The sequence below is a fragment of the Psychrobacter immobilis genome (genome assembly GCF_904846185.1).
GTDB classification, from domain to species: domain Bacteria; phylum Pseudomonadota; class Gammaproteobacteria; order Pseudomonadales; family Moraxellaceae; genus Psychrobacter; species Psychrobacter immobilis_B.
In genome coordinates this window covers 24,330-47,155 of the sequence record NZ_CAJGZQ010000027.1, presented here as the reverse complement: position 1 = coordinate 47,155, position 22,826 = coordinate 24,330, and the positions used below count along the sequence as shown (strand labels likewise).

19 protein-coding genes are annotated in these 22,826 nt (G+C 42.5%); 9 read left to right on the top strand and 10 right to left on the bottom strand.

Annotated features, from left to right (window positions below):
* Window positions 1-586: 586 nt before the first annotated feature.
* The 4 genes from rpsF (at window position 587) to JMW94_RS12910 (ending at window position 2,293) form a co-directional block, all read left to right on the top strand.
* Complete coding sequence (rpsF, locus tag JMW94_RS12925; RefSeq protein ID WP_045446907.1) at window positions 587-991, top strand: 30S ribosomal protein S6; 405 nt, start codon at window positions 587-589, stop codon at window positions 989-991.
* Window positions 992-1,007: 16 nt separating this feature from the next.
* Window positions 1,008-1,238: a 30S ribosomal protein S18 gene (gene rpsR / locus JMW94_RS12920; protein WP_010198808.1), complete on the top strand. Its 231-nt coding sequence runs from the start codon at window positions 1,008-1,010 to the stop codon at window positions 1,236-1,238.
* 26 nt (window positions 1,239-1,264) lie between these two features.
* Complete coding sequence (rplI, locus tag JMW94_RS12915; protein WP_045446903.1) at window positions 1,265-1,774, top strand: 50S ribosomal protein L9; 510 nt, start codon at window positions 1,265-1,267, stop codon at window positions 1,772-1,774.
* 342 nt (window positions 1,775-2,116) lie between these two features.
* Window positions 2,117-2,293: a hypothetical protein gene (locus JMW94_RS12910; RefSeq protein ID WP_227685527.1), complete on the top strand. Its 177-nt coding sequence runs from the start codon at window positions 2,117-2,119 to the stop codon at window positions 2,291-2,293.
* Window positions 2,294-2,370: 77 nt separating this feature from the next.
* Here the strand turns inward: JMW94_RS12910 and JMW94_RS12905 are convergent, their stop codons facing one another.
* From JMW94_RS12905 to cobT, 3 genes are read right to left on the bottom strand one after another with little or no spacing between them, the layout of a single operon-like run.
* Entirely contained in the window at window positions 2,371-2,922 is a 552-nt protein-coding gene (locus JMW94_RS12905) for a histidine phosphatase family protein (RefSeq protein ID WP_201604675.1), read from the bottom strand.
* Window positions 2,923-2,953: 31 nt separating this feature from the next.
* On the bottom strand, window positions 2,954-3,814 hold the full coding sequence (gene cobS, locus JMW94_RS12900) for an adenosylcobinamide-GDP ribazoletransferase (RefSeq protein ID WP_201604674.1): 861 nt from the start codon (window positions 3,812-3,814) through the stop codon (window positions 2,954-2,956).
* Window positions 3,814-4,866, bottom strand: coding sequence for a nicotinate-nucleotide--dimethylbenzimidazole phosphoribosyltransferase (gene cobT, locus JMW94_RS12895; RefSeq protein WP_227685526.1), 1,053 nt, complete (start codon window positions 4,864-4,866; stop codon window positions 3,814-3,816). Before cobT ends, cobS begins: the two co-directional genes overlap by 1 nt.
* Window positions 4,867-5,092: 226 nt before the next feature.
* Here cobT and JMW94_RS12890 point away from each other — a divergent pair, with 226 nt between their 5' ends.
* Both JMW94_RS12890 and JMW94_RS12885 read left to right on the top strand, forming a co-directional pair.
* On the top strand, window positions 5,093-6,451 hold the full coding sequence (locus JMW94_RS12890; RefSeq protein ID WP_201604672.1) for a GntP family permease: 1,359 nt from the start codon (window positions 5,093-5,095) through the stop codon (window positions 6,449-6,451).
* A 30-nt stretch (window positions 6,452-6,481) separates the two neighbouring features.
* A complete protein-coding gene (locus JMW94_RS12885; protein WP_201604671.1) occupies window positions 6,482-7,618 on the top strand; it encodes a glycerate kinase in 1,137 nt (378 codons plus the stop codon).
* An 88-nt stretch (window positions 7,619-7,706) separates the two neighbouring features.
* On the opposite strand, the gene JMW94_RS12880 is transcribed toward JMW94_RS12885, so the two are convergent.
* Window positions 7,707-8,576: a LysR family transcriptional regulator gene (locus tag JMW94_RS12880; protein ID WP_201604670.1), complete on the bottom strand. Its 870-nt coding sequence runs from the start codon at window positions 8,574-8,576 to the stop codon at window positions 7,707-7,709.
* A gap of 107 nt (window positions 8,577-8,683) precedes the next feature.
* On the opposite strand from JMW94_RS12880, the gene JMW94_RS12875 reads away from it, so the two are divergent.
* A complete protein-coding gene (locus JMW94_RS12875) occupies window positions 8,684-9,184 on the top strand; it encodes a lactoylglutathione lyase family protein (protein WP_055124259.1) in 501 nt (166 codons plus the stop codon).
* 202 nt (window positions 9,185-9,386) lie between these two features.
* Window positions 9,387-10,199, top strand: coding sequence for an enoyl-CoA hydratase (locus JMW94_RS12870; RefSeq protein WP_201604669.1), 813 nt, complete (start codon window positions 9,387-9,389; stop codon window positions 10,197-10,199).
* A gap of 625 nt (window positions 10,200-10,824) precedes the next feature.
* Here the strand turns inward: JMW94_RS12870 and JMW94_RS12865 are convergent.
* The 6 genes from JMW94_RS12865 to JMW94_RS12835 form a co-directional block, all read right to left on the bottom strand.
* Window positions 10,825-11,163 carry a RidA family protein gene (locus JMW94_RS12865; protein WP_201604679.1) on the bottom strand — a complete coding sequence of 113 codons (339 nt, stop codon included), beginning with the start codon at window positions 11,161-11,163 and terminating at the stop codon, window positions 10,825-10,827.
* Window positions 11,164-11,222: 59 nt separating this feature from the next.
* Window positions 11,223-12,470, bottom strand: a complete 1,248-nt coding sequence (locus JMW94_RS12860; RefSeq protein WP_201604668.1) for an NAD(P)/FAD-dependent oxidoreductase — start codon at window positions 12,468-12,470, stop codon at window positions 11,223-11,225.
* Between the two features lie 316 nt (window positions 12,471-12,786).
* Entirely contained in the window at window positions 12,787-15,141 is a 2,355-nt protein-coding gene (locus tag JMW94_RS12855) for a DEAD/DEAH box helicase (protein ID WP_227685525.1), read from the bottom strand.
* 28 nt (window positions 15,142-15,169) lie between these two features.
* Window positions 15,170-16,492 carry an ATP-binding protein gene (locus JMW94_RS12845; protein WP_201501479.1) on the bottom strand — a complete coding sequence of 441 codons (1,323 nt, stop codon included), beginning with the start codon at window positions 16,490-16,492 and terminating at the stop codon, window positions 15,170-15,172.
* A 34-nt stretch (window positions 16,493-16,526) separates the two neighbouring features.
* Complete coding sequence (locus JMW94_RS12840) at window positions 16,527-18,935, bottom strand: TerB N-terminal domain-containing protein (RefSeq protein WP_201604667.1); 2,409 nt, start codon at window positions 18,933-18,935, stop codon at window positions 16,527-16,529.
* Between the two features lie 126 nt (window positions 18,936-19,061).
* A complete protein-coding gene (locus JMW94_RS12835) occupies window positions 19,062-21,254 on the bottom strand; it encodes an ATP-dependent helicase (RefSeq protein WP_201604666.1) in 2,193 nt (730 codons plus the stop codon).
* 362 nt (window positions 21,255-21,616) lie between these two features.
* On the opposite strand from JMW94_RS12835, the gene ychF reads away from it, so the two are divergent.
* Window positions 21,617-22,708: a redox-regulated ATPase YchF gene (ychF, locus tag JMW94_RS12830; protein WP_201501482.1), complete on the top strand. Its 1,092-nt coding sequence runs from the start codon at window positions 21,617-21,619 to the stop codon at window positions 22,706-22,708.
* Window positions 22,709-22,826: the final 118 nt, after the last annotated feature.

The window sequence follows — 22,826 nt, the reverse complement described above, 5'->3', positions numbered from 1 at the left end:
TGTTGATTGAGGGCCTTCACTTGGTGTTCTTTAACAATGATAAGACTGTATTTCGACAGTTAGTTAGCTTTTTAACCCCTAAACCTATGAAAATCGGGTGGGGATGATTTTTTTGTCGTGTGCAGAGTTATTATTTATAACTTATTGTTTTCGTTTACTAGCTTCTTAGGGTTCGTGATTATTGCTATTCACTATTACATGGCATCGAAAAGCCCTGAAAATATCGGCTGGCATGACAAATTGGCCAAAACCTTAGTGGTAAAAGCAGATAGCAGTCAGTTAGTGAAAGAACCAAAAATAAAATAGCTTGTTTATTAACAATCCATCTTATTGTTTTGATAAAAAAGCAGCGTGATATCGCTGCTTTTTTATGAACCGAGCATTTCTAATTATTGTTATAATTTATTAACGGTGGCTTAGTGATTAACCTTTGTGTTAGTTGCTAAGTACTGTTATAATACGGCGCTTTATAAACTAAGCTTATTTCTTATTATTTTTCATAATAATAGCTAGAAATCGGGCTTACCTTATAAATCTCCTTGCTATTAACATAGGGTTAATAGCTACTAATCCGTAAGGAGTCATAATGCGACATTACGAACTGGTGTTACTTGTACACCCAGACCAAAGCGACCAAGTGGTCGGCATGGTTGAGCGCTACATCAAGTTAGTTCAAGACAACAACGGTGTTATCCATCGTTTAGAAGATTGGGGCCGCCGTCAATTGGCATATCCAATCAACAAGATTCACAAAGCTCATTACGTTCTTTTCAACATTGAAACTGACGGTGAAACTTTAGCTGAACTTGAAGAATTATTCCGTTATAACGACGCGATCATTCGTAGTCTAGTTATGCGCCGTGACGACGCTGTCACTGAAGAGTCGCAGTTAGCCAAGAATGCCGATGAAAAACGCGCACGCAAAGCAACTACTCGTCGTCCAGACAGTCGTGAAAACGATAATGACGACAACGACAACAGTGAAGACTAATTAAAGGAGAATACTCATGGCACGTTTCTATCGCCGTCGCAAATTCTGCCGTTTCACTGCTGAAGGCATCACTCACATCGATTATAAAGATGTTGAATTGCTAAAACAGTACATCAGTGATAATGGTAAAATCGTACCAAGCCGCATTACCGGTACATCTACTAAATATCAGCGTCAACTAGCTACTGCTATCAAGCAAGCTCGTTATTTATCGCTACTTCCATACACTGATAACCATCAGGGTTAACCGTTAATTTTAACTAGGAATGACTCATGCAAATTATTTTGTTACAGCGTATCGTCAACCTTGGTAAACTCGGTGAAACTGTCGATGTGAAACCAGGTTACGGACGTAACTTTCTTATCCCTTTGGGTAAAGCACTACCTGCTACTGCAGCTAACATTGAAAAGTTCGAAGCACGTCGTGCCGAGCTTGAAGCTGAAGAAGCGAAAGAAGTAGCTGTTGCTCAAGAACGTGCTGATGCGCTAACTGACGTTAATGTCATCATGCGTGCTAAATCAGGCGACGAAGGCAAGCTATTCGGCTCTATCGGTACTCGCGATATTGCTGAAGCATTGACTAACTCAGGTCTAGAAGTAGACCGTGCTGAAATCAAGCTTCCTGAAGGCACTTTACGTCAAGTTGGCGAATACAATGTTGATATTCAGCTACATCATGACGTTACCGCTACTATTCTAGTTACCATTCTTTCTGAAGATGGCGACAACGAAGAGTCAGCAACAGAAGTTGAAGACGAGAACGAAGATTATTCAGAAGAGTAATTTTTTGAATATCTAGATCTAGTCTAAAAAAGCCAGTAACGTCATGTTGCTGGCTTTTTTGCGTTTTGCTATCACGCTTAATTTATGATTTTATTAGGTATCTTTAACAGTGATATATTCTAGCAACTATTTGTAATAAATAGCTTGGAAAGCCTATACTTAACAATAAGATACTACCTATAAAGTCATCTTTATTATTGTCACCTGACTTGATATGCTCGTTGTATTTGATTGATAGATTTTATTTAGATAACGATAGGCTGCAATGACATGATAAATACTGACGACAAATTACGATGTACACAAGGGAATCATTTTTATAGCGAAGGTGAAATTTATAAGGTGGGTAGAATCGTTAATAATAAATACTTTCAAATCCTAACCGATAATGATGCAGACCATTGGTACGCAACACTGGATGTTAGAGGCATTTATGTGAGCTTTGATTCTAACCTAGGCTTAGCAGAAAACGAGAGAGCTTACTTTGAAAAGATCGATGAGCTACAAGCTGAAAGCTAGCAGCCTCCTAAATTATTCAAAAGCACTCAAAAGCATTCAAAATTTAAGAACGGTCAACATAATGGCCGTTTTTTTAATTAAATATCAATACGATTACAGGATAGATATGCTACAGAGCGCGGCCACTCAGCGGCTGTTTTCGGCACTTCTTGGTCAGCAGCTATTATTTTGGATGCATTTATCCAGCCTGCATGACCGATGACTAATACTGGGCTATCTTTTTGTTCAGCTGAAACCTTAACCAACCAACCTTCAACACGCTCAAATAGCTGCTGCAAGCTCTCTCCATGACTGGGTGCAAAATGGGCAAAATTATGACACCACTCATCAATCTCTTGCTTGGTGATTTGCGCCCACCGACATCCATCCCATTCGCCAAAATGAATCTCAGCCAATTCAGGTGCGACTCGACACTCAAAACCACGTTGCGCTAATATTTTCCCAACCTTTAGTGAACGTTGTAAGGGGCTGACCCAAATTGTTTTTGGTAATTTATGCAAACGCACAAAGCGCTCGATTTTATTGGCAAGACGTTTCAACTTACGTTTATCGACGCCGATATCCGTTTGTCCAATACAAATTCCTTCAGTATTCATCGGTTTGGGATGACGCCAAATATAGAGAATCATGAATGAGTATTGTCCTTGTTGACGATTTGATTTAAATAAAGGGTATAGAAGCAGCCAGTCCGATATAAATAGCAATTTCACTAAGCTGCTGCGTCGCGCCGAGCCCATCGCCCGTGTAACCATCCAAGCGCCTGCGCAATAAACGTCGCATGTAGTCAGTGGCTATCAGCGCCAATATCATGGCTAACAACCATTGAGCAAGCCCAATCTGCTGCATCGTATTGGGAAATATAAGTGCGACTAAAATAATAGCCAATATTAGCCAGCCACTGCTATATAGCCCTTGTATTGGCGTCAACTGCTGCGCCATCGGTTTGGCTTTTGCGTGTTCTATCTCTCCACCATAAGGCAGTAAAGACAGCAGGCTAATGCAAAGTAAACGCGACGCGGTATGTCCTATGATAAGCGCGAGGACAGCCATCGTTAAGGGCATCGAGGCAAGTAAGCTAATTTTGAGTAATAGCGCCGACACCAAACCTAATACACCATAAGTACCTAGGCGTGAGTCTTTCATAATAGTCAGTGTTCGCTCGCGAGTCAGACCACCGCCGAGACCATCACAGCTATCCGCCAGACCATCTTCATGAAAAGCGCCCGTCAGTTTAATTCCAAAAGCTGTGCTCAGCGCTGCAGCAACTAGGGGCGTAAATAAGAGACTGCCCAGCCAAAACAAGCCAGCACAGAGTAAGCCCACCAGTAAACCGACTGCGGGAAAATGGCGACTGCTTTGATGCAACCATTGCGGATCATAATGCTTAAATGACGGTACAGGTATTCGGGTTAAAAATTGAACAGCAACCAGTAACAATATCCATTCATGCTTTATCAATTGAGCAAGGGTTCGTCTAGGCGAGGATGGCTGATTTGATGGTTTGTTTAATGATTGTGACATCAGTTGTTTTGCTCACTGATACCGGCGTCACTAAAGCTTGCCATCTCATTGATAATGGCGCAAGCGGATTGCAACAATGGATACGCGAGCGCAGCCCCGCTACCCTCGCCTAAGCGCATGCCCATATTAAGTAAAGGCTCAGCATTTAGTGATTTCAATAAATGCGCGTGCCCCGGCTCAACAGAATGATGAGCAAAGACCGCGTATTGAGCAACACCGGGCGCTAGGCGTTCAGCCACCAATAATGCGCTACTGGCAATAAAACCGTCAATCAGGAGAATACGCCGTTCACTAGCAGCCTGAATCAGCGCACCCGCCATCATGGCAATTTCAAGCCCGCCCAATGCAGCGAGTACATCAAACGGTGCTTGTGCCTGTTGATGACGCTCTAATACTTGCGTCAAAACATCCGTCTTATGCTCTAATCCCGCATCATCAAGCCCTGTGCCGCGACCAATACAATCAGCAATGGGAAAATTGCCCAATCTCGCCAGCAAGAGACTCGCCGCCGAAGTATTACCAATACCCATCTCCCCAACAATCAACAGATTACCCGCTAGATCCTTGACGACTTTCATGCCGTTTTCTAGCGCTGCTAAACACTCTATTTCTGTCATTGCAGGCTCTGTTAGCGCGTCTCGGCTACCATGGCGAACCTTGTAATCTAGCAATTTTGGATGAGGAGCAAAGTCGGCATCCACCCCAGCATCAACAACCTTTAACTCAATATTATGCTGGCGTGCCAGTACGTTGATGGCGGCACCGCCTTGCAAAAAATTATGAACCATTTGCGCAGTGACAGCACTAGGAAACGCTGATGTACCATGCTTAGTCAAACCATGGTCTGCCGCAAACACTCGTATTTGCGCTTGCTCAATATGCGGTGTGATCGTTCCTTGAATCATGCCCAACTGCACAGCGAGTGCCTCTATTCGCCCAAGCGCGCCCAGCGGCTTGGTTTTTAGGTCTATAATCTGCTGTAGCTGCTGACGTAATTCATCATTTTCTATATTGGCGATAGTAGGCGCAGTAAATATGGTCAAGGTAGGCATCCTGATAATGGTACGTGTGAAGCAAAAAGCACATACTAGCAGAGTATCTAAGCTTTACCATGAATAAAATAAAATATGAGCCGAATAGATTCCCTAGCAGCTTGGATTTACTATAGAATATGCCCCTTTAAAAATCCATATACCTATTGATGCTGCTATCAATGAAATAATAGCTCAGTAGCAGCATCCACAATTATCGCTATCAACCCTACATGTAGAGACAGTAATGATCGTATTTTGGCTTGTGCTGACCATTCTTTTTATTATTTTTGCCACAGCAAAGTTAAAGTGGCATCCTTTTTTAGTATTGATATTATCAGCCTTTTTAGTAGCACTATTTTACCAAGTGCCGCTTAATACTGTTGCTAAAACCATCTCGGATGGCTTTGGCGGTATTTTAGGTTACATCGGTCTGGTTATTGTCTTTGGTACTATCATCGGGCTAATCCTTGAAAAAACAGGTGCCGCCATTGTAATGGCAGAAACGGTCATCAAAGTTTTGGGGCCCCGCTTCCCTACTTTGACCATGTCTATCGTTGGTGCTGTAGTTTCAGTACCAGTATTCTGTGACTCTGGCTATATTATTTTAAACTCATTGAAAGAAACATTGGCCGAGCGTTTACATGTATCCAGTGTGGCGATGAGCATAGCCTTAGCGACAGGCTTATACGCAACTCATACCTTTGTACCGCCAACCCCAGGTCCAATTGCCGCAGCAGGTAACTTAGGACTAGAGTCCAATTTAGGTTTGGTCATCATGGTTGGTGTGGTGGTAACAGCGGTTGCTGTATTGGCTGGCTGGTGGTGGTCTAATCGCTTCTTGAATGTCGCTCCCGACAATATCGACGCACTGGATGCGCCAGCAGCGACTTTGCCTGAAAAAATGAAGACACGCGACGACTATAGCAGCATGCCGTCAGCAACAATGGCGTTTTTGCCTATTATTGTGCCTATCCTATTAATTTGCTTATCGTCTGTTGCGAACTTCCCAAGTGCACCATTTGGCAGTGGCACGTTGACAGATATTTTAGTGTTTATCGGCAATCCACTCACGGCATTACTGATTGGTTTATTCTTGTCTTTCTTACTAATTAACACTGAGCAAAAAACACAGCAAATTAGCGACAGCATCTCACAAGGTTTGGTTGTGGCAGCGCCTATTCTCTTAATCACTGGCGCTGGTGGTGCATTTGGTGCCATGCTAAAGGTCACACCTATTGGTGACTATTTAGGCACAACGCTATCTGCGTTAGGGCTTGGTATCTTTATGCCATTCATTGTCTCTGCTGCGTTAAAAACGGCACAAGGCTCGACCACAGTCGCCTTGGTCACCACCTCTGCGATGATCGCCCCGTTATTGGATCAAATTGGTCTCGACAGTGAGCTTGGTCGCGTATTTTGTGTGATGGCCATTGGTGCAGGTGCCATGACTATCTCGCACGCCAATGACAGCTTTTTTTGGATTGTCAGTCAGTTTAGTCGTATGAGTGTGGCGCAGGCTTACAAAGCCCATTCTATGGCAACGGGTATTCAAGGCGTTACCAGCATCGTCTTTATCTGGTTATTAACCTTGGTATTTATTTAAAGAGATTCAAAGAGATTCAAAGAGACATTCATGAAAATTTTAATTGCTCCCGACTCATTTAAAGAAAGCTTAGACGCATTGGATGTTTGCCGCGCCATTCAATCTGGCTTCAGTCAAGTGTTTCCAGAGGCTGATTATAAGCTACTACCGATGGCTGATGGCGGCGAAGGCACGTCTGCGGTACTGTCTTATGTATTGGGTGGACGCTGGAAAGAAGTGGTGGTCAATGATCCACTGATGAGACCGATAACGGCAAAGTATTTGTTATTGCCCGACGCTACGGCTGTCATCGAAGTTGCTCAAGCGTGCGGGTTACATCTATTGACAAGCGGTGAACGCAATCCTGTCATTGCTAGCAGTTACGGTGTCGGCGAGCTGATTGCTGATGCGTTAGAAGAAGGGGCTAAACGCATCGTGATTGGTCTAGGTGGTAGCGCAACCAATGATGCAGGTCTTGGCATGCTAATGGCATTAGGCATCACATTTCACGATATCAATGACACTCTACTCACTCATGGTGGTGGTGCACTTGCCAGCCTACATAGGCTTGATAATATAAATATTCATGCAAAGGTATTAGACACAGTATTTGAAGTCGCTTGTGATGTGACCAATCCATTATGTGGTCTTTTGGGTGCGAGCGCAGTATTTGGTCCACAAAAAGGCGCTTGTGCAGATCAAGTCAAAGCCTTAGACAAAGCTCTCAGTCACTTTGCCACCATGTGCGGTCATCACGGTTATGAGGACTGCCAACATGTCGAAGGCGCTGGAGCAGCTGGTGGTCTTGGCTACGCGATGATGACATTCTTTCAAGCTCAGCTAAAATCAGGTTTTGACACAGTTGCTGAGGTGGCTCACCTGTCGCAGCATATCGCAGAGGCTGATCTCGTTATCACTGGCGAAGGTAAGCTCGATGCGCAAACAGCCATGGGTAAAGTGGCAGGTGGTATCAGTCAAATCGCCAAGGCTAGCCATACACCTGTTATCGCTATCTGCGGCAGTGTTGACGGACTCAAACCTGCGCAAACTAGCCAGTTCGAGGTCATCATGCCCAGTATTCAAAAAGTAGATACCATTGAAAACGTACTGAGTCAGGCTTATGACAATATTGAAACCACGGCTGTAAATATCGCTGCAAGTATCAAACTTGGGCAAAACTTGAAATAACGATAGTCTATTAAATAAGCGGCTTCTATTAAATGCACAGCTATTTAACCTTTGATAGCTGTGCATTTATCATTTATTCTCAAAATATCTATAACCATTTTTTTACTTCATCAATGACAGTATGTATTCTATTAGAGAGTGCATGCTGTCGTCTTACCGCAAGATATAGCGTCTCGCTAACGGCAACAGGCAGATGATGGCTTTTAATCAGCTCAGGCTTTGGATAAGCAGCCACTGCATGTGCAGGTAATACGGTAAAGCCTATTCCTCTGCTGACTGGCTCTAAGATTAAACCTATCTGGTTAGAAAAGCCTTTTTTCTCAAAGTCATTGATATGCTGGAATTGCTCATAATTGGCAGTCAGCAGCATACCTGCATGATGTGCACCATCTGGATGATCAATAAAACCAAGCTCGGTGAGATGCTCCCAGCTCGGCTCCACCGTAGTTGCAGGTGTTACTAATATTAGCGCTTCTTGAGCCATAGACTTACAACTGACTGCCTCATCATCTGAGACATCCGTCATAAAACCGATGTCAATCTCATGATTGGCAAGCGCCCGCTCTATATCAGAATTTGGGGCAAAGCGATAATCAATCACTAGCTTTGGATGCTGCTGTTGTAAGGTCAAAAGCTGCGGATATAGCTTGAGTCCCACACTACCAGGCGACATCAAACGCACCAATCCTTCATAAGGAGGATCTTCACCGATGCGCTGCTCCAGATTTGATAAGCGCTGCAATATCTCCCCTGCTTCTTTATAGAGCTGCTCACCTGCATTGGTCAGTGAAAACTGCTTTCCTTGACGAATCAGTAAGTCTGTGTCCAACTGATCTTCTAGCTTACGTATATGCTGACTCACGCCAGATTGGGTCATGTGTAAGCGTTCAGCCGTACGAGTGAAGTGCCCGAACTCGGCAAGCGCACAAAAAGTGCGCAACCATGTGATATTTATCATTACGATACATAATTATTTATATAATATTTGATAATTTTACATAATAATCGTATGTTTGTATACTGGCCTCACGTTAAAGAAGAGTACAACTAACAGGAGCAAAAGCTATGAACAACGTTTATCCAAGGAGTTTTTCGCACATCGGCCTTTCAGTCCCTGACTTAGAAGCCGCCGTAAAATTTTATACTGAAGTAATGGGTTGGTACACCATCATGGAGCCAACAGAGATTGTTGAAGATAATAGCCCGATTGGTGAGATGTGTACTGAAGTATTCGGTTCAGGTTGGGGCAGCTTCCGTATTGCTCACCTATCTACTGGTGACCGTATCGGTGTTGAGATTTTTGAATTTAAAAATCAAGAAAACCCTGAAAATAACTTTGAATATTGGAAAACAGGTATCTTTCACTTCTGCGTTCAAGATCCAAATGTTGAAGAGTTGGCTGAGCGCATCGTTGCAGCAGGTGGTAAAAAGCGTATGGAAAAACCACGCTATTATTACCCTGGTGAAAAACCTTACCGCATGATTTATATGGAAGACCCGTTTGGCAATATCGTCGAGATATACAGCCACAGCTACGAGCTTATTTATAGCGAAGGCGCATACTAAGCTCAGTGTAAAGACAGCTTAATACAGCCTTGGCTTGTATCTGACTGATAAACAAATAGCGACCCCAGAATATGAGATCGCTATTTTTATTTGTCTGCTTTCTACATGAGCAACCTATTATATAAGAGGTAAGCCATGCTACTATTTAGGTAGCTATACATAGCATCTACCAAATGAAACAACCCATTATCAAGGATGATAAATGACAAACTCTGACGTTACCTTAGCCATGGACGACCTTCTCGTTATTAGAAAAGACGATAGAAAAAGTGGCGTGGTCACTCTCACCTTAAACCGACCAAAGCAATTCAATGCCTTATCCGTTGAGCTACTCTCTGCGCTACAAGCGGAACTGGACAGTATTGCTCAAGATGACAATATCCGTGTAGTCGTCATTGCAGCAAATGGTAAAGCGTTTTGTGCCGGTCACAATCTAAAAGAGATGCGCGCACATTCAGATGAAGCCTTTCAGCGCGCCCTATTCCAGCAATGCAGTCACATGATGCTCACTATTAATCGTATGCCGCAAGTCGTGATTGCAAAAGTGCAAGGCATCGCGACAGCAGCAGGGTGCCAACTGGTTGCCGCCTGTGATTTAGCCGTTACCGCTGATGAAGCCAAATTTGCCACTTCAGGGATAAACGTTGGGCTTTTTTGCTCTACGCCTGCCGTTGCAGTCAGTCGCAACCTACCTCGTAAGCAAGCGTTTGAGATGCTCATTACTGGTGAGTTTATCGATGCACATACTGCTTTACAATATGGATTAATCAATCGAGTAGCCCCAGCAGATCAATTAGAGCAAGTCTTGCAATCGTTGATAACGGCGATTACTACCAAATCTCCAGTAGCGGTAATAACTGGCAAAGATATGTTTTATAAACAACTAGATATGAGCGTCGAAGATGCTTATGACTATGCCTGTGAAGTGATGACTTGTAATATGATGGCAGACGATGTGAGTGAAGGTATTGACGCCTTTATTGAAAAGCGTCAAGCCGTATGGAAAGGATGCTAACTGTTTGACGAAAATACTCTGACTAAAGAAAGATGACGTTGCTATTATTATGAAGCCATCAAAGCGCCCACAATCATAAATGCAACGGCTATGAGTGATCTCAAAAATGGTGAACTGCACTCTGCCCAGCGAGTGATAATAAAGTATAAATTGGCAAATGGAAGAAATAGATATAACAGCCCCCAGAGTACCGACTCTTGGAAGGCTATAATAATTAACTTAATGCTATAAATAATGCACATGATGCTTGCGATGACAAGTAAAATAACGCCTATGAATTCCACGTGAATTTCCTCAAAATGTTTAATAAGAAACAAACTATTATTAATTTAAAAAGACATCGAAAATATAACTACCAGCAGTTCGCTTAGTCATTAATGCTAAAAAAATGATGGTTTTGAGAGACTGTTTATTATCTCAGAACTGTTGCTGGCGTATAATAACAGGTAACGTGAGAAACACATAATATTATAAAACATAAGTTGAATAAATATAGCTTAATCTACTTTGATAGCTTATAAAAATATACTCACAACCAATCTATGAGAAAACAGGAAAACAAAAAAAGGCCATGATAGCGATATCATGGCCTTTTTTATTTAATACAACTACTACAATCAATCTACTACTCAGCGGCGATGGCAATCATCTCAACCAACAGCTCAGGACGTGCCAATGCAGACTCGCCACAAGCACGAGCTGGCGGCTGAATGCCTTCAAACCACTGGTCATAGACTTCATTCATAGCAGCAAAGTCTGCCATGTCTTTTATCCAAACCGTTACTGACAGTAGTTTTGATTTATCGCTACCCACTTCTTCTAACAATGTTTGGATTTTTTCCAAACAAGTCAATGTTTGCGCTTTGATATCGTCTTCTGCATTACCTACCTGACCACATAAATAGATAGTCTGGTTATAAATTACAGTTTTGCTCATACGTTGATTGCTATGCAGCTTCTTTATCATGTTATATACCTTCAATTTATTAATTTAAGTCTGTGCTAAATCTGTCAAATGCGCTGTTAATTAGAAAAACGCTGGGCACTGAATGGCGCAACATCTACTAATACTGGCTTGTCATGAATCATCTCTTCAACCAGACGCCCTGTCATAGGCCCTAAAGTAAAGCCTTGATGACTGTGACCAAAGGCAAACCATAATTTTTCATGCTTGTCTGCAGGACCAATAACTGGCTTCATATCAGGCATACAAGGACGTGATCCTGCCCATGCTTCGCTCTCAACCGCATCTTCTAATGGTAAGATTTTTCTTGCCAGCTTCAGAACCGTTTTTAATTGGCCAAAGTTCTTTGGTGCATCCATCGTGGTCATCTCAGCACCAGTCGTGATACGGATACCCTGCTGCATTGGACCCATCACAAAGCCTTTGTCCATATCGAACATACTGTGATTGATGGTGTTCTTTTCTGTCACTTTGAAATGCTGATGATAGCCACGCATTGGGAACAATGGCAGATTATAGCCAAGTGGCTTGATCAAATCATTAGACCATGGACCTGCTGCGATAACCAACTTATCACTATAATAAGTGTCATTATCAGTAATGATTTTCCAACCTTCACCGTCTTGTACGATTTCTTTTACATCGCTCTCTTTAATCGTACCACCCATCTCTTGGAAATTTTTTGCATAGGCTTTTACGAGCGAGCTTGGGTTTGACACTTGCCAAGAGTTTTTCCAATGAATCGCACCAACGAAACCTTCAAAATTAGCGCTAGGCTCCATGGCTTTTAGCGCTTCAAGGTTCAATACGTTATGCTCAACTCCTTGATTGCGCGCATCAATGGCTGATGCTTGCGCTTCTTTAAACGTCTCTTCAGAACGATGCAGTTGTAACCAACCATCACGAGTAATTAGCTCGTCAGCACCAGATGCTGAAATCATTGTTTGATGCTCATTGGTACAATGCGCAATCAATGTCTGCCATTCTGATTCTATTTTTTTGACCGAAGCGGGCGTAGAGTATTTCCAATACTGCAACAACGCTTGGTGATAACGCAAAATTGCTGGGATACGATAACGAATATCAGTGCCTTGGTTCGGTAATACTCTGATCATTTCAGTCAATTGACGAGGAAAAGGATGGGTATGAATGGCTTCGCGCTGAATCAATCCTGCATTGCCATACGAGGTCTCTGAGCCTGGCAACTTCTTGTCTAACATCAGTACTTTTGAATTATTTTTTTGTAAATGCCACGCGACTGACGTGCCAACCATACCTGCACCGATAACGATCACTTCATAGCGCATAACCTATCCTTTTCTTATGGTGTTAATACAGAGTATCAAATATGAGGGTCTAACGGAATAAGGTGGTAATAGTAACGTATTGAGCTGAATATTAAACCCCAATCTCATAAATATTTTTGCTATTAAATACTTTTGGTTATGGGGTTTTTGAAAAGGTATTTTTGATAGGAATAATTTAATAAGTTAACGAAGGTTTTGTCTTTAAATTATTCTTTCTAAACTGAATATAGGTAATTCTAGTCGGTTATTTAGAAACGCTATTGAAGTAATAAACATATTTTACAAAAAGGTGGTGCGTTGCGTAGCTTCCAAAATTTTATTTGTAGTCAACTTCTCTTTCAAATAATAGCTGCAACCAGTCACTGAGACCATCAGTATCAAAAGCCTTTGCACCATAGCCAAGATTTAATAAATCCTCAGGCAAATATTCATCAAATTTCTCAATCATCTTGTTGGGTACGTTTTCGGCAAGCTCAGTCGCAGACGGCATATTACTGGAGGCTAAATCTCTCAAAAACCTAATAACCTGAACCGAATTGACTTTATGAACACAGATAACTCCTGCATATACCTCAGTAGAGAAATCATGCTGCATAAGCAAAGCTGCTAGGGTATGAACGACTTTGTCTCCGCGCCATGTAAAAATATAAGTATTACCGTCTTGATCTATTATTGGCCGATGACGCAATTGACACCTATCAAAAGTCTCAATGCTTTCTGTAAACAATTCACGCGCCGTTTTATCAGCAAAATCGACTTTTTTATCGCCGACTGAAATACGATAGTCACCTTTAGTTAATATGTCATACATCTCTTGACGGACTCGGTCGTGTATCGACATATCTCCGCCGCCATCAAATTTTGGAGGCTGACCGCCGCCTTGGACAGCAACCACATAAATGACCTTTTTATCCATATCGATATCTTTGACTTGCCAGCGTATACCCGCAAAGATGATGTATTGTTCGGGTAGCAGCAAAGTAGTGACGGGTAATGTGCCTAGTGTTTTACTACCAGCCACAAGACGATATTCCTCTGGCGTTTTAAACACCGCATAAAAAGTATAATGACCAACGATACGCTCGCCTACTATCCCTAATACCAATTGCTGATTGCCAAGCTGAGTAATCAGTTGCATCGCGCCCATTTGTGATAATAAGGATTTAAAGTGAGTAGGCGTTATCTTTTGAAAAGGTCCTTGTCTACATAGCAAAGTATAAATTTGGTCGGCACGGATACCACCCCATTGACCGATAGTCGCGAGCACTTGATGAAGGAGCGTTGAGAAGTGATAGAGCGACGTATCGGCAGGCTCAAACCATCTGCTAGCGATAAGCAGTCTTATCATTGCTAATGACTGTATAAGCTGTAGTCGCAGTCTATCCACCAAACTGGTATCGATATCGATTTGCTTTTCGGTGATAAGCATACGCAGCACTGACGAACCACCGCGCCTACCCGAGCGCCCAAGCCGTTGCCGTAAGCTTGAAACTGAATGCGGAGCTGTCACTTGTACGACAGAATCAACTTTACCAATATCTATACCTAGCTCTAAAGTCATGGTACAGACGGCGGTAGTCGGCAAATCCTCTTTTTGCAAACGCTGCTCTAAACCTTCTCTTAATTCTTTTGCTAACGAGCCGTGGTGGGGGAAAAACTCATTGGGAACGATATTATGCTCACACTTGTCACTTAGCAATGCAGCTATGAGTTCAGTACGCTTACGGCTATTGGCGAATATAAGATGATTACCGCCACGGCAGAAGCGATATAAATCCGTGCATATTTGTGATTGAGCATCATGAGCAAGCTGATAACTATGAATTAGAGAATTATCATCCTTAAACTCACTAATCTGAGCACTTTCGCTTTTCGAATCAATAGCTATATAGCTCTCATCAATGTCATTATTATCATAATAGCTCTTAGACCCATTGCTTTGAAGCTTGTGCATTACTTGGTTAGGGTCTACATAACCTTTTAGCTGAACTTTGACGTTGGAAGTCGATTCAGTATCCTTAATAATGACACAAGGTAAAGAATTATTGGGGCGTAGTGATAAAGGCACAGTTTCTATATCGCCCAAAGTTGCACTTAATGCCACTCGTGGAATAGGCGCGTCTAGCCGTCCAGCTACATGCTCAAGACGGGTCAAAAGTGACAATAGATGCTGACCACGCTCGCTACCCAAGAAGGCATGAAACTCGTCAATGACAATATATTTGAGCTCGCCAAAAGCTTGTTTCACCCAGCCTGCATCTCGTATTAGTAGAGACTCAAGCGATTCAGGGGTAATCAAAATAATACCCGATGGCGACTTTTTCTGTTGCTTCTTTTTAGCTAGCGCACTGTCACCATGCCAAGGCGTCACTTGCATATCGAGCAGCTCTGCTAGACTTTGCAAGCGTCGATACTGGTCATTAATCAAAGCTTTTAACGGACTGATATAAAGAATACCAACGCCCTTGTCTTGATGAGCGATAGCGCTACAGGCAGGCAAAAAGAAAGCTTCTGTTTTACCCGCAGCGGTTGCCGCACTAATAAGCACATCCGTTTGCCCTGATAAAATGGGCGCAATGGCTTTGGCTTGTACTTCCCGGAGTCCATGCCAGCCTTGGTCAAATATCCAGCGTTGTATACGCTTATCAAGCTCAGTATGGGCATCTCTCAAATTAAATCTCTCAAAGTAGGCATTCGTCTTATAAGCTAAAGTCTGCTAGTCCATCATCTTCATCCATGTCACTAAGGTCGCTCATATCGATGTCCATATCTGAAGGTGTTTCAGGGTCGATAGCTACGGATTGAATCAGATGATTCCATGAGATAGTAGGATTTTGGTCGATGACAGCTAGCATATCTAAAAATGCCTTGATGGTATTACGTGGCGTTCTGAAGTAAGCATCGCCAATCGTTTGGCTACAGTGTTGCAAGAAAGCTTGTAGTGATTCATCAGGCACTAGATATGCAGACTCATCGCCGCCTGCATAAACATGACGTAGGTTTTTTAGCAAAATATACAGCTCCTCTGGCGTTAGGCTAGCCAAATGTAACGCTGGAGAAGAATAATCAATTACCCCTGCCTGCTTGGCAAAGCTGTTGTCCGCTAAGCGAGTTTGCAAAGCATCGTAGCTGTATAAGCCTTTGCGCGGATCGAGTAAAAACTCAGGCGTACCCCCTAATAAAAACCCTAAATGCTCAGCTGTACCTTGCAAACAATCATTTAAGATACGCAATATTTGCTCATAGTTACCTTGGCGCGCTTGAGTGCTGTTAAGCTTGTATAGATTGACCATCTCGTCCAAATTAACGAGCAATCCTTGATAACCAGCTTGACGGACGAATAAACTCATGATTTTTAAAGAGTCATAAAAGGATGAGTCGGAAATAATAGTGCGCACACCTAAGTCGCGTCTGGCATCAGTCTTAGTAGCGTATTCTGCACGTAACCAGCGAATAGCGTTGGCTTTTAACTCGTCATTACCTTCTTCGTGCCCTTGCCAATACGCTTCAATGACTTTTGCAAAATCATAACCACCTACCAACTCAGTCAATTCAGCTAAATTTTGCTGGATAACGTCACTGATAGCCTCTCCGCTACTGTCCGCTTGTTTGCGTGCTTCGGTAATAAAACGCTCAACCACACTAGCAAGCCCATTGCCATCAGGCTTATTGCGCGTCGATAAGTTACGCATCAGCTCAGAATATAAATTCCTCGCTTGGCCTGACGATGCTTGAATGCGTCTGTCAGGCGATAAATCCGCATTCACCGTGACCAATTTACGCTCAAGTGCAATGGCGCGAACCACGCTCAAAAAGAAAGTCTTGCCCGACCCATATTCCCCAATAATCAGCCGAAACGCAGAACCGCCATCAGCCACACGTTCAATATCATCTATCAAAGCTTTGAGCTCATTAATACGTCCCACTTGGATATGCTGAATACCAACTTTGGGGGTAACGCCAGCCTTGAGCGACTGGATAATCGCGTCGCGTTCTTTGGCTCTAATTTTTTTACTACTCATCTTTATTCCTTTTTAATCCACTATTTTTAGTGTGCTATGAATTCAACGCTTTTAACTCGTCGACAATCTCAAAATCAACGACCACTTCATCATCATCTTCTAATACGGGTGCATCAACTTTATCGTATGCCCAGTCGTTAATGGTTTCGATAGCACCATTTATCATTAGATTTAACGATTCGCATAATTCGTTGACGGCTTCACGTTGCCATACTTCGGCACTAATAAGCTCTTGATACAGTTGGCTGTGACTACGATCTAGTCCGTTTATGACCGCCTCATTACCTGAACTATGATTGTTAACAGGCGCGTTACTGTGATGCTCAGTCGCCGTCTTACTGCTTATTTTTAATAGTACACTCTCTTTTATATCATCTTCGCTTTCTTCATCTTCTACAGCAAAGATCTTACTTAGCATCGCTTTAGCCACTGCAGTCTCACGTTCATGTAGCGCCAACAGTTCGGCATCAAAACTAAATGAACGGCTACTTTTGCTGCTATTGTCTTTGGTTTCGGGCTCATTTTTTATGCCTATGTTTACTTTTTTATTCGTCGTTAGCTGATGAATATCACTAGTCACTAACGTTTTATCCAGACCTAAAGCTTGATATAACTTTTCTATTTGTTTGATTTGACTGGGTTCAATATTGCCATTCGCTAAAGCAACGGTAATGATAAAACGGCTAATAAAGCCAATATATTGCGTGTCAAGATCAGCCAATGTCGCTTTTAGACCTGCCATATTTGCTGGGGTATTTAACTGCCATAGCAAATAAGCGGTCAGCGATTCTTTTTCAATAGTGGTCAGTTGACTGTCTTGATTGAGCAGCGTCAATAGTGTATCCACTTCCCTTTTATCAACATAACCATTAATAGTCGCTACCATTGCCCCTAATCTCATAGCTAGGCTGATTTGATAGAACGACGAGCTCGGTTCGAAACCTTCACAATGCGCACCATGACCGCAAGCAAATAGCACGGCATAACCGTCCGATTGCAGGCGCGTCTGATGATAACGTTGGTCTGGAGCAATACCAAAACCAGCAAGCTCTACCAAATTAATAATCAGCTCATTTTGCTTTTTACTCAGCGCTTTGCTAGATGTTGGCGGCAAAGTTTTATCCAAATATGCCCATAACTCTTTAGTCGTTGTCAGCCCTTCATCGTTTTCTATAATGGACTGTGCCCATGTTTTAAATTTTTCAATTGCAGGATGGTGATAGTTATGAAGTAAGGGTTTCGGCAGTAGCATAACAGCGGCAATATCATCAGCCGAGCGGCCTTCTTTTCCCAGATAACGACTGTAAACATCTAAAGCATCATTGCATTGTTCAGCGATAGTTATAAGTTTTTTGACAGGTGCTCGCAGGATGCTTGGGTCTGGCAAGTCATCAAGTGTAAGCTCTACGCTAATGATAGAACGACTGGCAGCGTTATAGATGAGCTTGAGCCTAGTTTTATTGGCAGAAACTACAAAACCGTTTGGATAAGCGTCATGGTAAAGAATTTTAAATAAATCTTTGAACGTATCTTCACAGCGCTTGGCGGGAGTTTTAAAATTGTATTCATTAGAATATACCAACCACTCCCATGCTAATGACGCAGGAATAGGCAATTGCAACGCTACCGTCTTTGCCAAATGCATCTTAAAGTTTAGGTTTTGGCTAGTGACAGGCGGTGGTAGTAAATGCCCTGTTTGCGCTTTGTCTTCAAATAACAAGGACCGAATAAGAGTCATAAATGCTAAAAAATGTGCTGAATAACTGTCGAACGAAGCAGACTGGCTGCCATAAATACGATTGAGTCGTGTCACTTCTTCATAGATAGCCATAAACTCAGTATCGGAGACAACATCATCGTTAATATGTTCAATGATACGGCGCTCAAAACCGCCAAAATAAATGAATACATAGCCAATAGGCGTACTTGGATGCGCGCGATTTGAAGCTAGCCAATCAAGATAAGCGCCTCGGCATTTAATGGACAAACGCTCATAACTTGGCCAATAACCAAGCGACTCATCATAATAAATTTGCGAAATACTGTGGATGATGTTTGGAGAGCTGGCAGGTAAACTGTCATCGACTAGCGAAGGTTCAATACCAAACCCCGTTAGCATTGTAAGCTGACCACCAACATAATAAAAACCGCGGTCAATAAAGCGTCCTTTAATATCAAAGGATTCATTTTCTTTGAACCAGCGTCCTAACTGCTTATTGGCTGAAACACCAGAAACATTGTTAGATTTACCAGATGAGATGATAAATGACGCGAAATCATCTGTATCATCATTTTGACTAGACTGACTTACTCTATGCCGGTTATCGGGCTTGATATCAGGTGGCAAGTCTATAAAGGCGGGCTTATTTGCTTTATTACCTTGAGCGTCGGCATCATATTTTTGTCTAAAAAGTGCCTTCACGTCGGCAATAAAATTCTTCATTAATGATAAAGTCCATGCTGAGTAGTACGAAGGTGGTGTAAAGAATCGGTCGCCGATACCATTCTAACAACAAACGCGCATTATTTATGCCTGTATTTTTACATTATTTATCGATAAACAAAAAAATCACCACCACACTGGATCATCACTCTCTTCTCTCACTTGTTTAGAATTTTCTACCGTCACTTCATCAGCAGACAGCTCCGCGATAAACCGCGACGGCTTGTCAAAATACCCTGAATAACTGGCAAAGTAATCAGGTGCCGTTAGATACAGTCTGCTCTTGGCGCGACTACAAGCAACGTAGAATAATTTACGCTCTTCTTCTAGCTCCTCAAAGTCATCCAAAGAGCGATAGTGCGGCGTGATACCATCGACCAATGAGTTAACAAACACCACTGGCCACTCTAAACCTTTGGCACTGTGAATGGTCGAAATCGTCACTTTATCTGTGTCATTATCTTCTGGTTTATCCATGGCTGCGACCGAATCATTGGGCGGATCGAGTGCCAAATTTTCTAAGAAGTTATCAAGGCTACTGTGTTCTATTGCCAAATTTTTGAGCACACGAAAGTCTTCGTTGCGCTCTCGCCAATTTTCTTCAATTGTTTTTAAGACAGGAATATAGAACTCTAAAATATGCTCAATGACCCTCTCGACGGATTCAGCCTGATTTGCCTTAGTCAGCGTATTATATAAAGGCTCAAGCTGTGCGCTTTTTTTAGCAAACTTTGGCGTGAGTAGTGGCTCAAAGGAGTTGTTATCGGCATTAATCGCTTGGGTCAAACACGTCGCGGTGACTATTCCCACGCCTTGGAATAAGGTTAAAATACGATGCCAAGCAATCGTATCATTCGGGTTATAGAGGACTTTAACAAAGGCCAAAACATCTTTGATATGTCGCCTTTCAATGAACTTGATACCGCCCACCACAATGAATGGAATATGACGCTCCATAAACTCTAATTGGACATAGTTAGATTGAAAAGATGTGCGGCACAGTACCGCAAAATCATCGTAGTCATGATCCGACTTTAGCTCGATGATTTTATCGGCGATATATTTCGCTTCTTTTGTCTCATTGCTTAGGCGGCTAAACACTGGCTTATGCCCACTTATCAATGCACCAGAGTACAATTGTTTTTGATACCCTAACGTGATTTGCGCGGACAATGCATTGATAAAATTTAAAACAGCAGGCGTACTACGATAGTTTTGCTCAAGTTTAATCAGGCTTGCTTCTGGATAGGTCTCACCGAAGAGCAAGATGTTCTCATAATTAGCACCGCGAAACGCATAGATACTTTGATTATCATCGCCAACGACCATCAGCGAGACCGACGCAGGTGCGCAAATCAGATCGATAAGCTGCTTTTGCGGAATATTGGTGTCTTGATATTCATCGACCATGATGTAGCGATATTGGTTTTGTAGCATTTGGCGAAAGGTATCATTCGTCTTCAAATGGCGCACGACCTGACTGATAATATCGTCAAAGTCGTAGAGATGATTGGCACGCTTGTACTCATGGAAATCAACTGCCAATTGTTCGATAATAGGAATATGCACAGCGATGTCAGGATAACTGCTTTCGATTAAATCACAGATGTGAATACGTCTATTCCGAGAGCTAGAAATGATATTTTGCAGTGTCTTTTTGCGCGGGAATGCTTGGCTCTTATTTTGCGCGGGATACTTTTTTTCTTTGTGAATTAAGTCGATGGCATCTTCACTATCGCCCGTGTCTAAAATCGTAAATCGCGGATTAATGCCCAATAAACCTGAATATTGACGCAGCAGCATATTGCAAAAAGAGTGAAAAGTACCACTGGTGATATCGTTGAGCCGTTTATCAGTTGGCAGCTTATCCTTTACCAAGTCTTCATCAGACTGTTTATCAAATAAGGTATTCGCAAGCAAAGACTTAGCTCTATCTTTTATTTCATTGGCGGCTTTACGCGTAAAGGTCAGTAGCAAGATGCTTTTGGGCGTGACCCCACTCTCTAATAAATAACTGGTACGATACGTAAGCGTTTTAGTCTTACCTGAGCCAGCTCCTGCTATAACCAAAACTTTGCCTTCGATAGTTGTGGCTGCTAATAATTGGTCAGGATTTAATTCACGAGCGTAGTCTACTTTTAACCCTAATTCACCATTCAGCCTTTCATTTAGTAGCTCAATACTTGCATCATTATTAGCATCGATTAAATTTTCCTCTAGCTTTTTAATTGCCTTTTCCAGACGCGCCAGCTTGGGCTTAATCTCGATGAAGTTCTGCGGATAATTGTAGTGGCGCGTGTCAAAGATCGTGGTAGTCATTATAAGGTTTTGCCTTTCGTTTTATTTTAGCGGCCTTTATCGAAACGGCGCATTTATACATAGTGTTTTGCAGATTTGACTGAGAGCGCTTGGTGTTCATAATGAAGATTACTCGTACAGTGTAACGAGTCGTAGGCGCTTACCTGTCATACGCCTACAAGCCAAACTATCCTTTTATAGCACAGCTTACCATAATCGATAAAACAGCAAAATTACCAGTCATGACCAAACGCAAAATCTCAGTATACAACACAACAACCTCACCCCTATTCAGGTAAATTTGATACAATGTGTCCAATTTTGATTTATCATTTAACCAACCTTTATACCAACTGATTTTATTACTATATTGAGAGAATGTTATGGGTTTTAATTGCGGCATCGTTGGCCTACCAAACGTGGGTAAATCCACCTTGTTTAATGCGTTGACCAAAGCGGGTATCGCCGCTGAAAACTTTCCGTTTTGTACCAAAGATCCCAACACAGGTATCGTACCAGTACCTGACCCACGCCTAAAGAAACTGGCTGATATCGTTAAGCCTGAACGCGTATTACCAACGACGATGGAGTTTGTGGATATCGCAGGTTTGGTCGCTGGTGCTTCAAAAGGCGAAGGCATGGGCAACCAGTTCCTAGCCAACATTCGTGAGACTGATGCGATTGCGCACGTCGTACGCTGTTTTGACGATGACAACGTTGTCCACGTTGATGGTCGCGTCAGCCCAATCGATGATATCGAAACCATTAATACTGAATTGGCATTGGCAGATTTAGAGGCCGTTGAGCGTGCCATTCACAACCAAACCAAGAAGGCTAAAGGTGGCGACAAAGACGCGCAAGCATTGCTTGATATCTTCAAAAAAGTTGAGCCTTTATTAGCCGAAGGTAAAGCGGCACGCGCAGCGAACCTAGATGCTGATGAGAAAAAACTCATCAGAAGTTATGGTTTAATCACCCTAAAACCAACCATGTATATCGCTAACGTCAGTGAAGATGGCTTTGAAAACAACCCTTACCTTGATGCGGTACGCAACTATGCGACTGGCGAAGATTCTATCGTTATCGCTCTATGCAACCAAATCGAATCTGAAATCGCTCAGCTTGATGAAGACGACAAAAAAGACTTCTTAGCTGAGATGGATATGGAAGAAGCCGGACTTGATCAAGTCATTCGCGGTGGTTATGATTTGCTAGATATGCAGACTTACTTTACCGCTGGGGTTAAAGAAGTGCGTGCTTGGACGGTTGCAGTTGGCGCAACGGCTCCGCAAGCAGCTGGCGTGATTCACACTGACTTTGAGCGTGGTTTCATTCGTGCCGAAGTCATTGCTTATGATGACTTTATCGAATACAACGGTGAAAAAGGCGCAGCTGCCGCTGGCAAATCACGCTTAGAAGGCAAAACCTATATCGTACAAGATGGCGATATCATGCACTTTAGATTTAACGTGTAACGTTAAGCGGTACATCCTGACTGATAGTTAATAAGCCGATGTTGGAAATTCTCCATCATCGGCTTTATTTTATCTTAACATTGTTATATTATAACATATCTTTATTTTATTATTTGAG

Bases quoted from the DNA above. Each gene is read 5' to 3' on its own strand.
- JMW94_RS12885 (WP_201604671.1), top strand. From the start codon at position 6,482: ATGAAAATTTTAATTGCTCCCGACTCATTTAAAGAAAGCTTAGACGCA.
- ychF (WP_201501482.1), top strand. From the start codon at position 21,617: ATGGGTTTTAATTGCGGCATCGTTGGCCTACCAAACGTGGGTAAATCC.
- rpsR (WP_010198808.1), top strand. From the start codon at position 1,008: ATGGCACGTTTCTATCGCCGTCGCAAATTCTGCCGTTTCACTGCTGAA.
- JMW94_RS12880 (WP_201604670.1), bottom strand. From the start codon at position 8,576: ATGATAAATATCACATGGTTGCGCACTTTTTGTGCGCTTGCCGAGTTC.
- cobT (WP_227685526.1), bottom strand. From the start codon at position 4,866: ATGCCTACCTTGACCATATTTACTGCGCCTACTATCGCCAATATAGAA.
- JMW94_RS12870 (WP_201604669.1), top strand. From the start codon at position 9,387: ATGACAAACTCTGACGTTACCTTAGCCATGGACGACCTTCTCGTTATT.
- JMW94_RS12890 (WP_201604672.1), top strand. From the start codon at position 5,093: ATGATCGTATTTTGGCTTGTGCTGACCATTCTTTTTATTATTTTTGCC.
- JMW94_RS12905 (WP_201604675.1), bottom strand. From the start codon at position 2,922: ATGATTCTCTATATTTGGCGTCATCCCAAACCGATGAATACTGAAGGA.
- JMW94_RS12845 (WP_201501479.1), bottom strand. From the start codon at position 16,492: ATGAGTAGTAAAAAAATTAGAGCCAAAGAACGCGACGCGATTATCCAG.
- JMW94_RS12875 (WP_055124259.1), top strand. From the start codon at position 8,684: ATGAACAACGTTTATCCAAGGAGTTTTTCGCACATCGGCCTTTCAGTC.
- rplI (WP_045446903.1), top strand. From the start codon at position 1,265: ATGCAAATTATTTTGTTACAGCGTATCGTCAACCTTGGTAAACTCGGT.
- JMW94_RS12840 (WP_201604667.1), bottom strand. From the start codon at position 18,935: ATGAAGAATTTTATTGCCGACGTGAAGGCACTTTTTAGACAAAAATAT.
- JMW94_RS12835 (WP_201604666.1), bottom strand. From the start codon at position 21,254: ATGACTACCACGATCTTTGACACGCGCCACTACAATTATCCGCAGAAC.
- JMW94_RS12860 (WP_201604668.1), bottom strand. From the start codon at position 12,470: ATGCGCTATGAAGTGATCGTTATCGGTGCAGGTATGGTTGGCACGTCA.
- cobS (WP_201604674.1), bottom strand. From the start codon at position 3,814: ATGTCACAATCATTAAACAAACCATCAAATCAGCCATCCTCGCCTAGA.
- rpsF (WP_045446907.1), top strand. From the start codon at position 587: ATGCGACATTACGAACTGGTGTTACTTGTACACCCAGACCAAAGCGAC.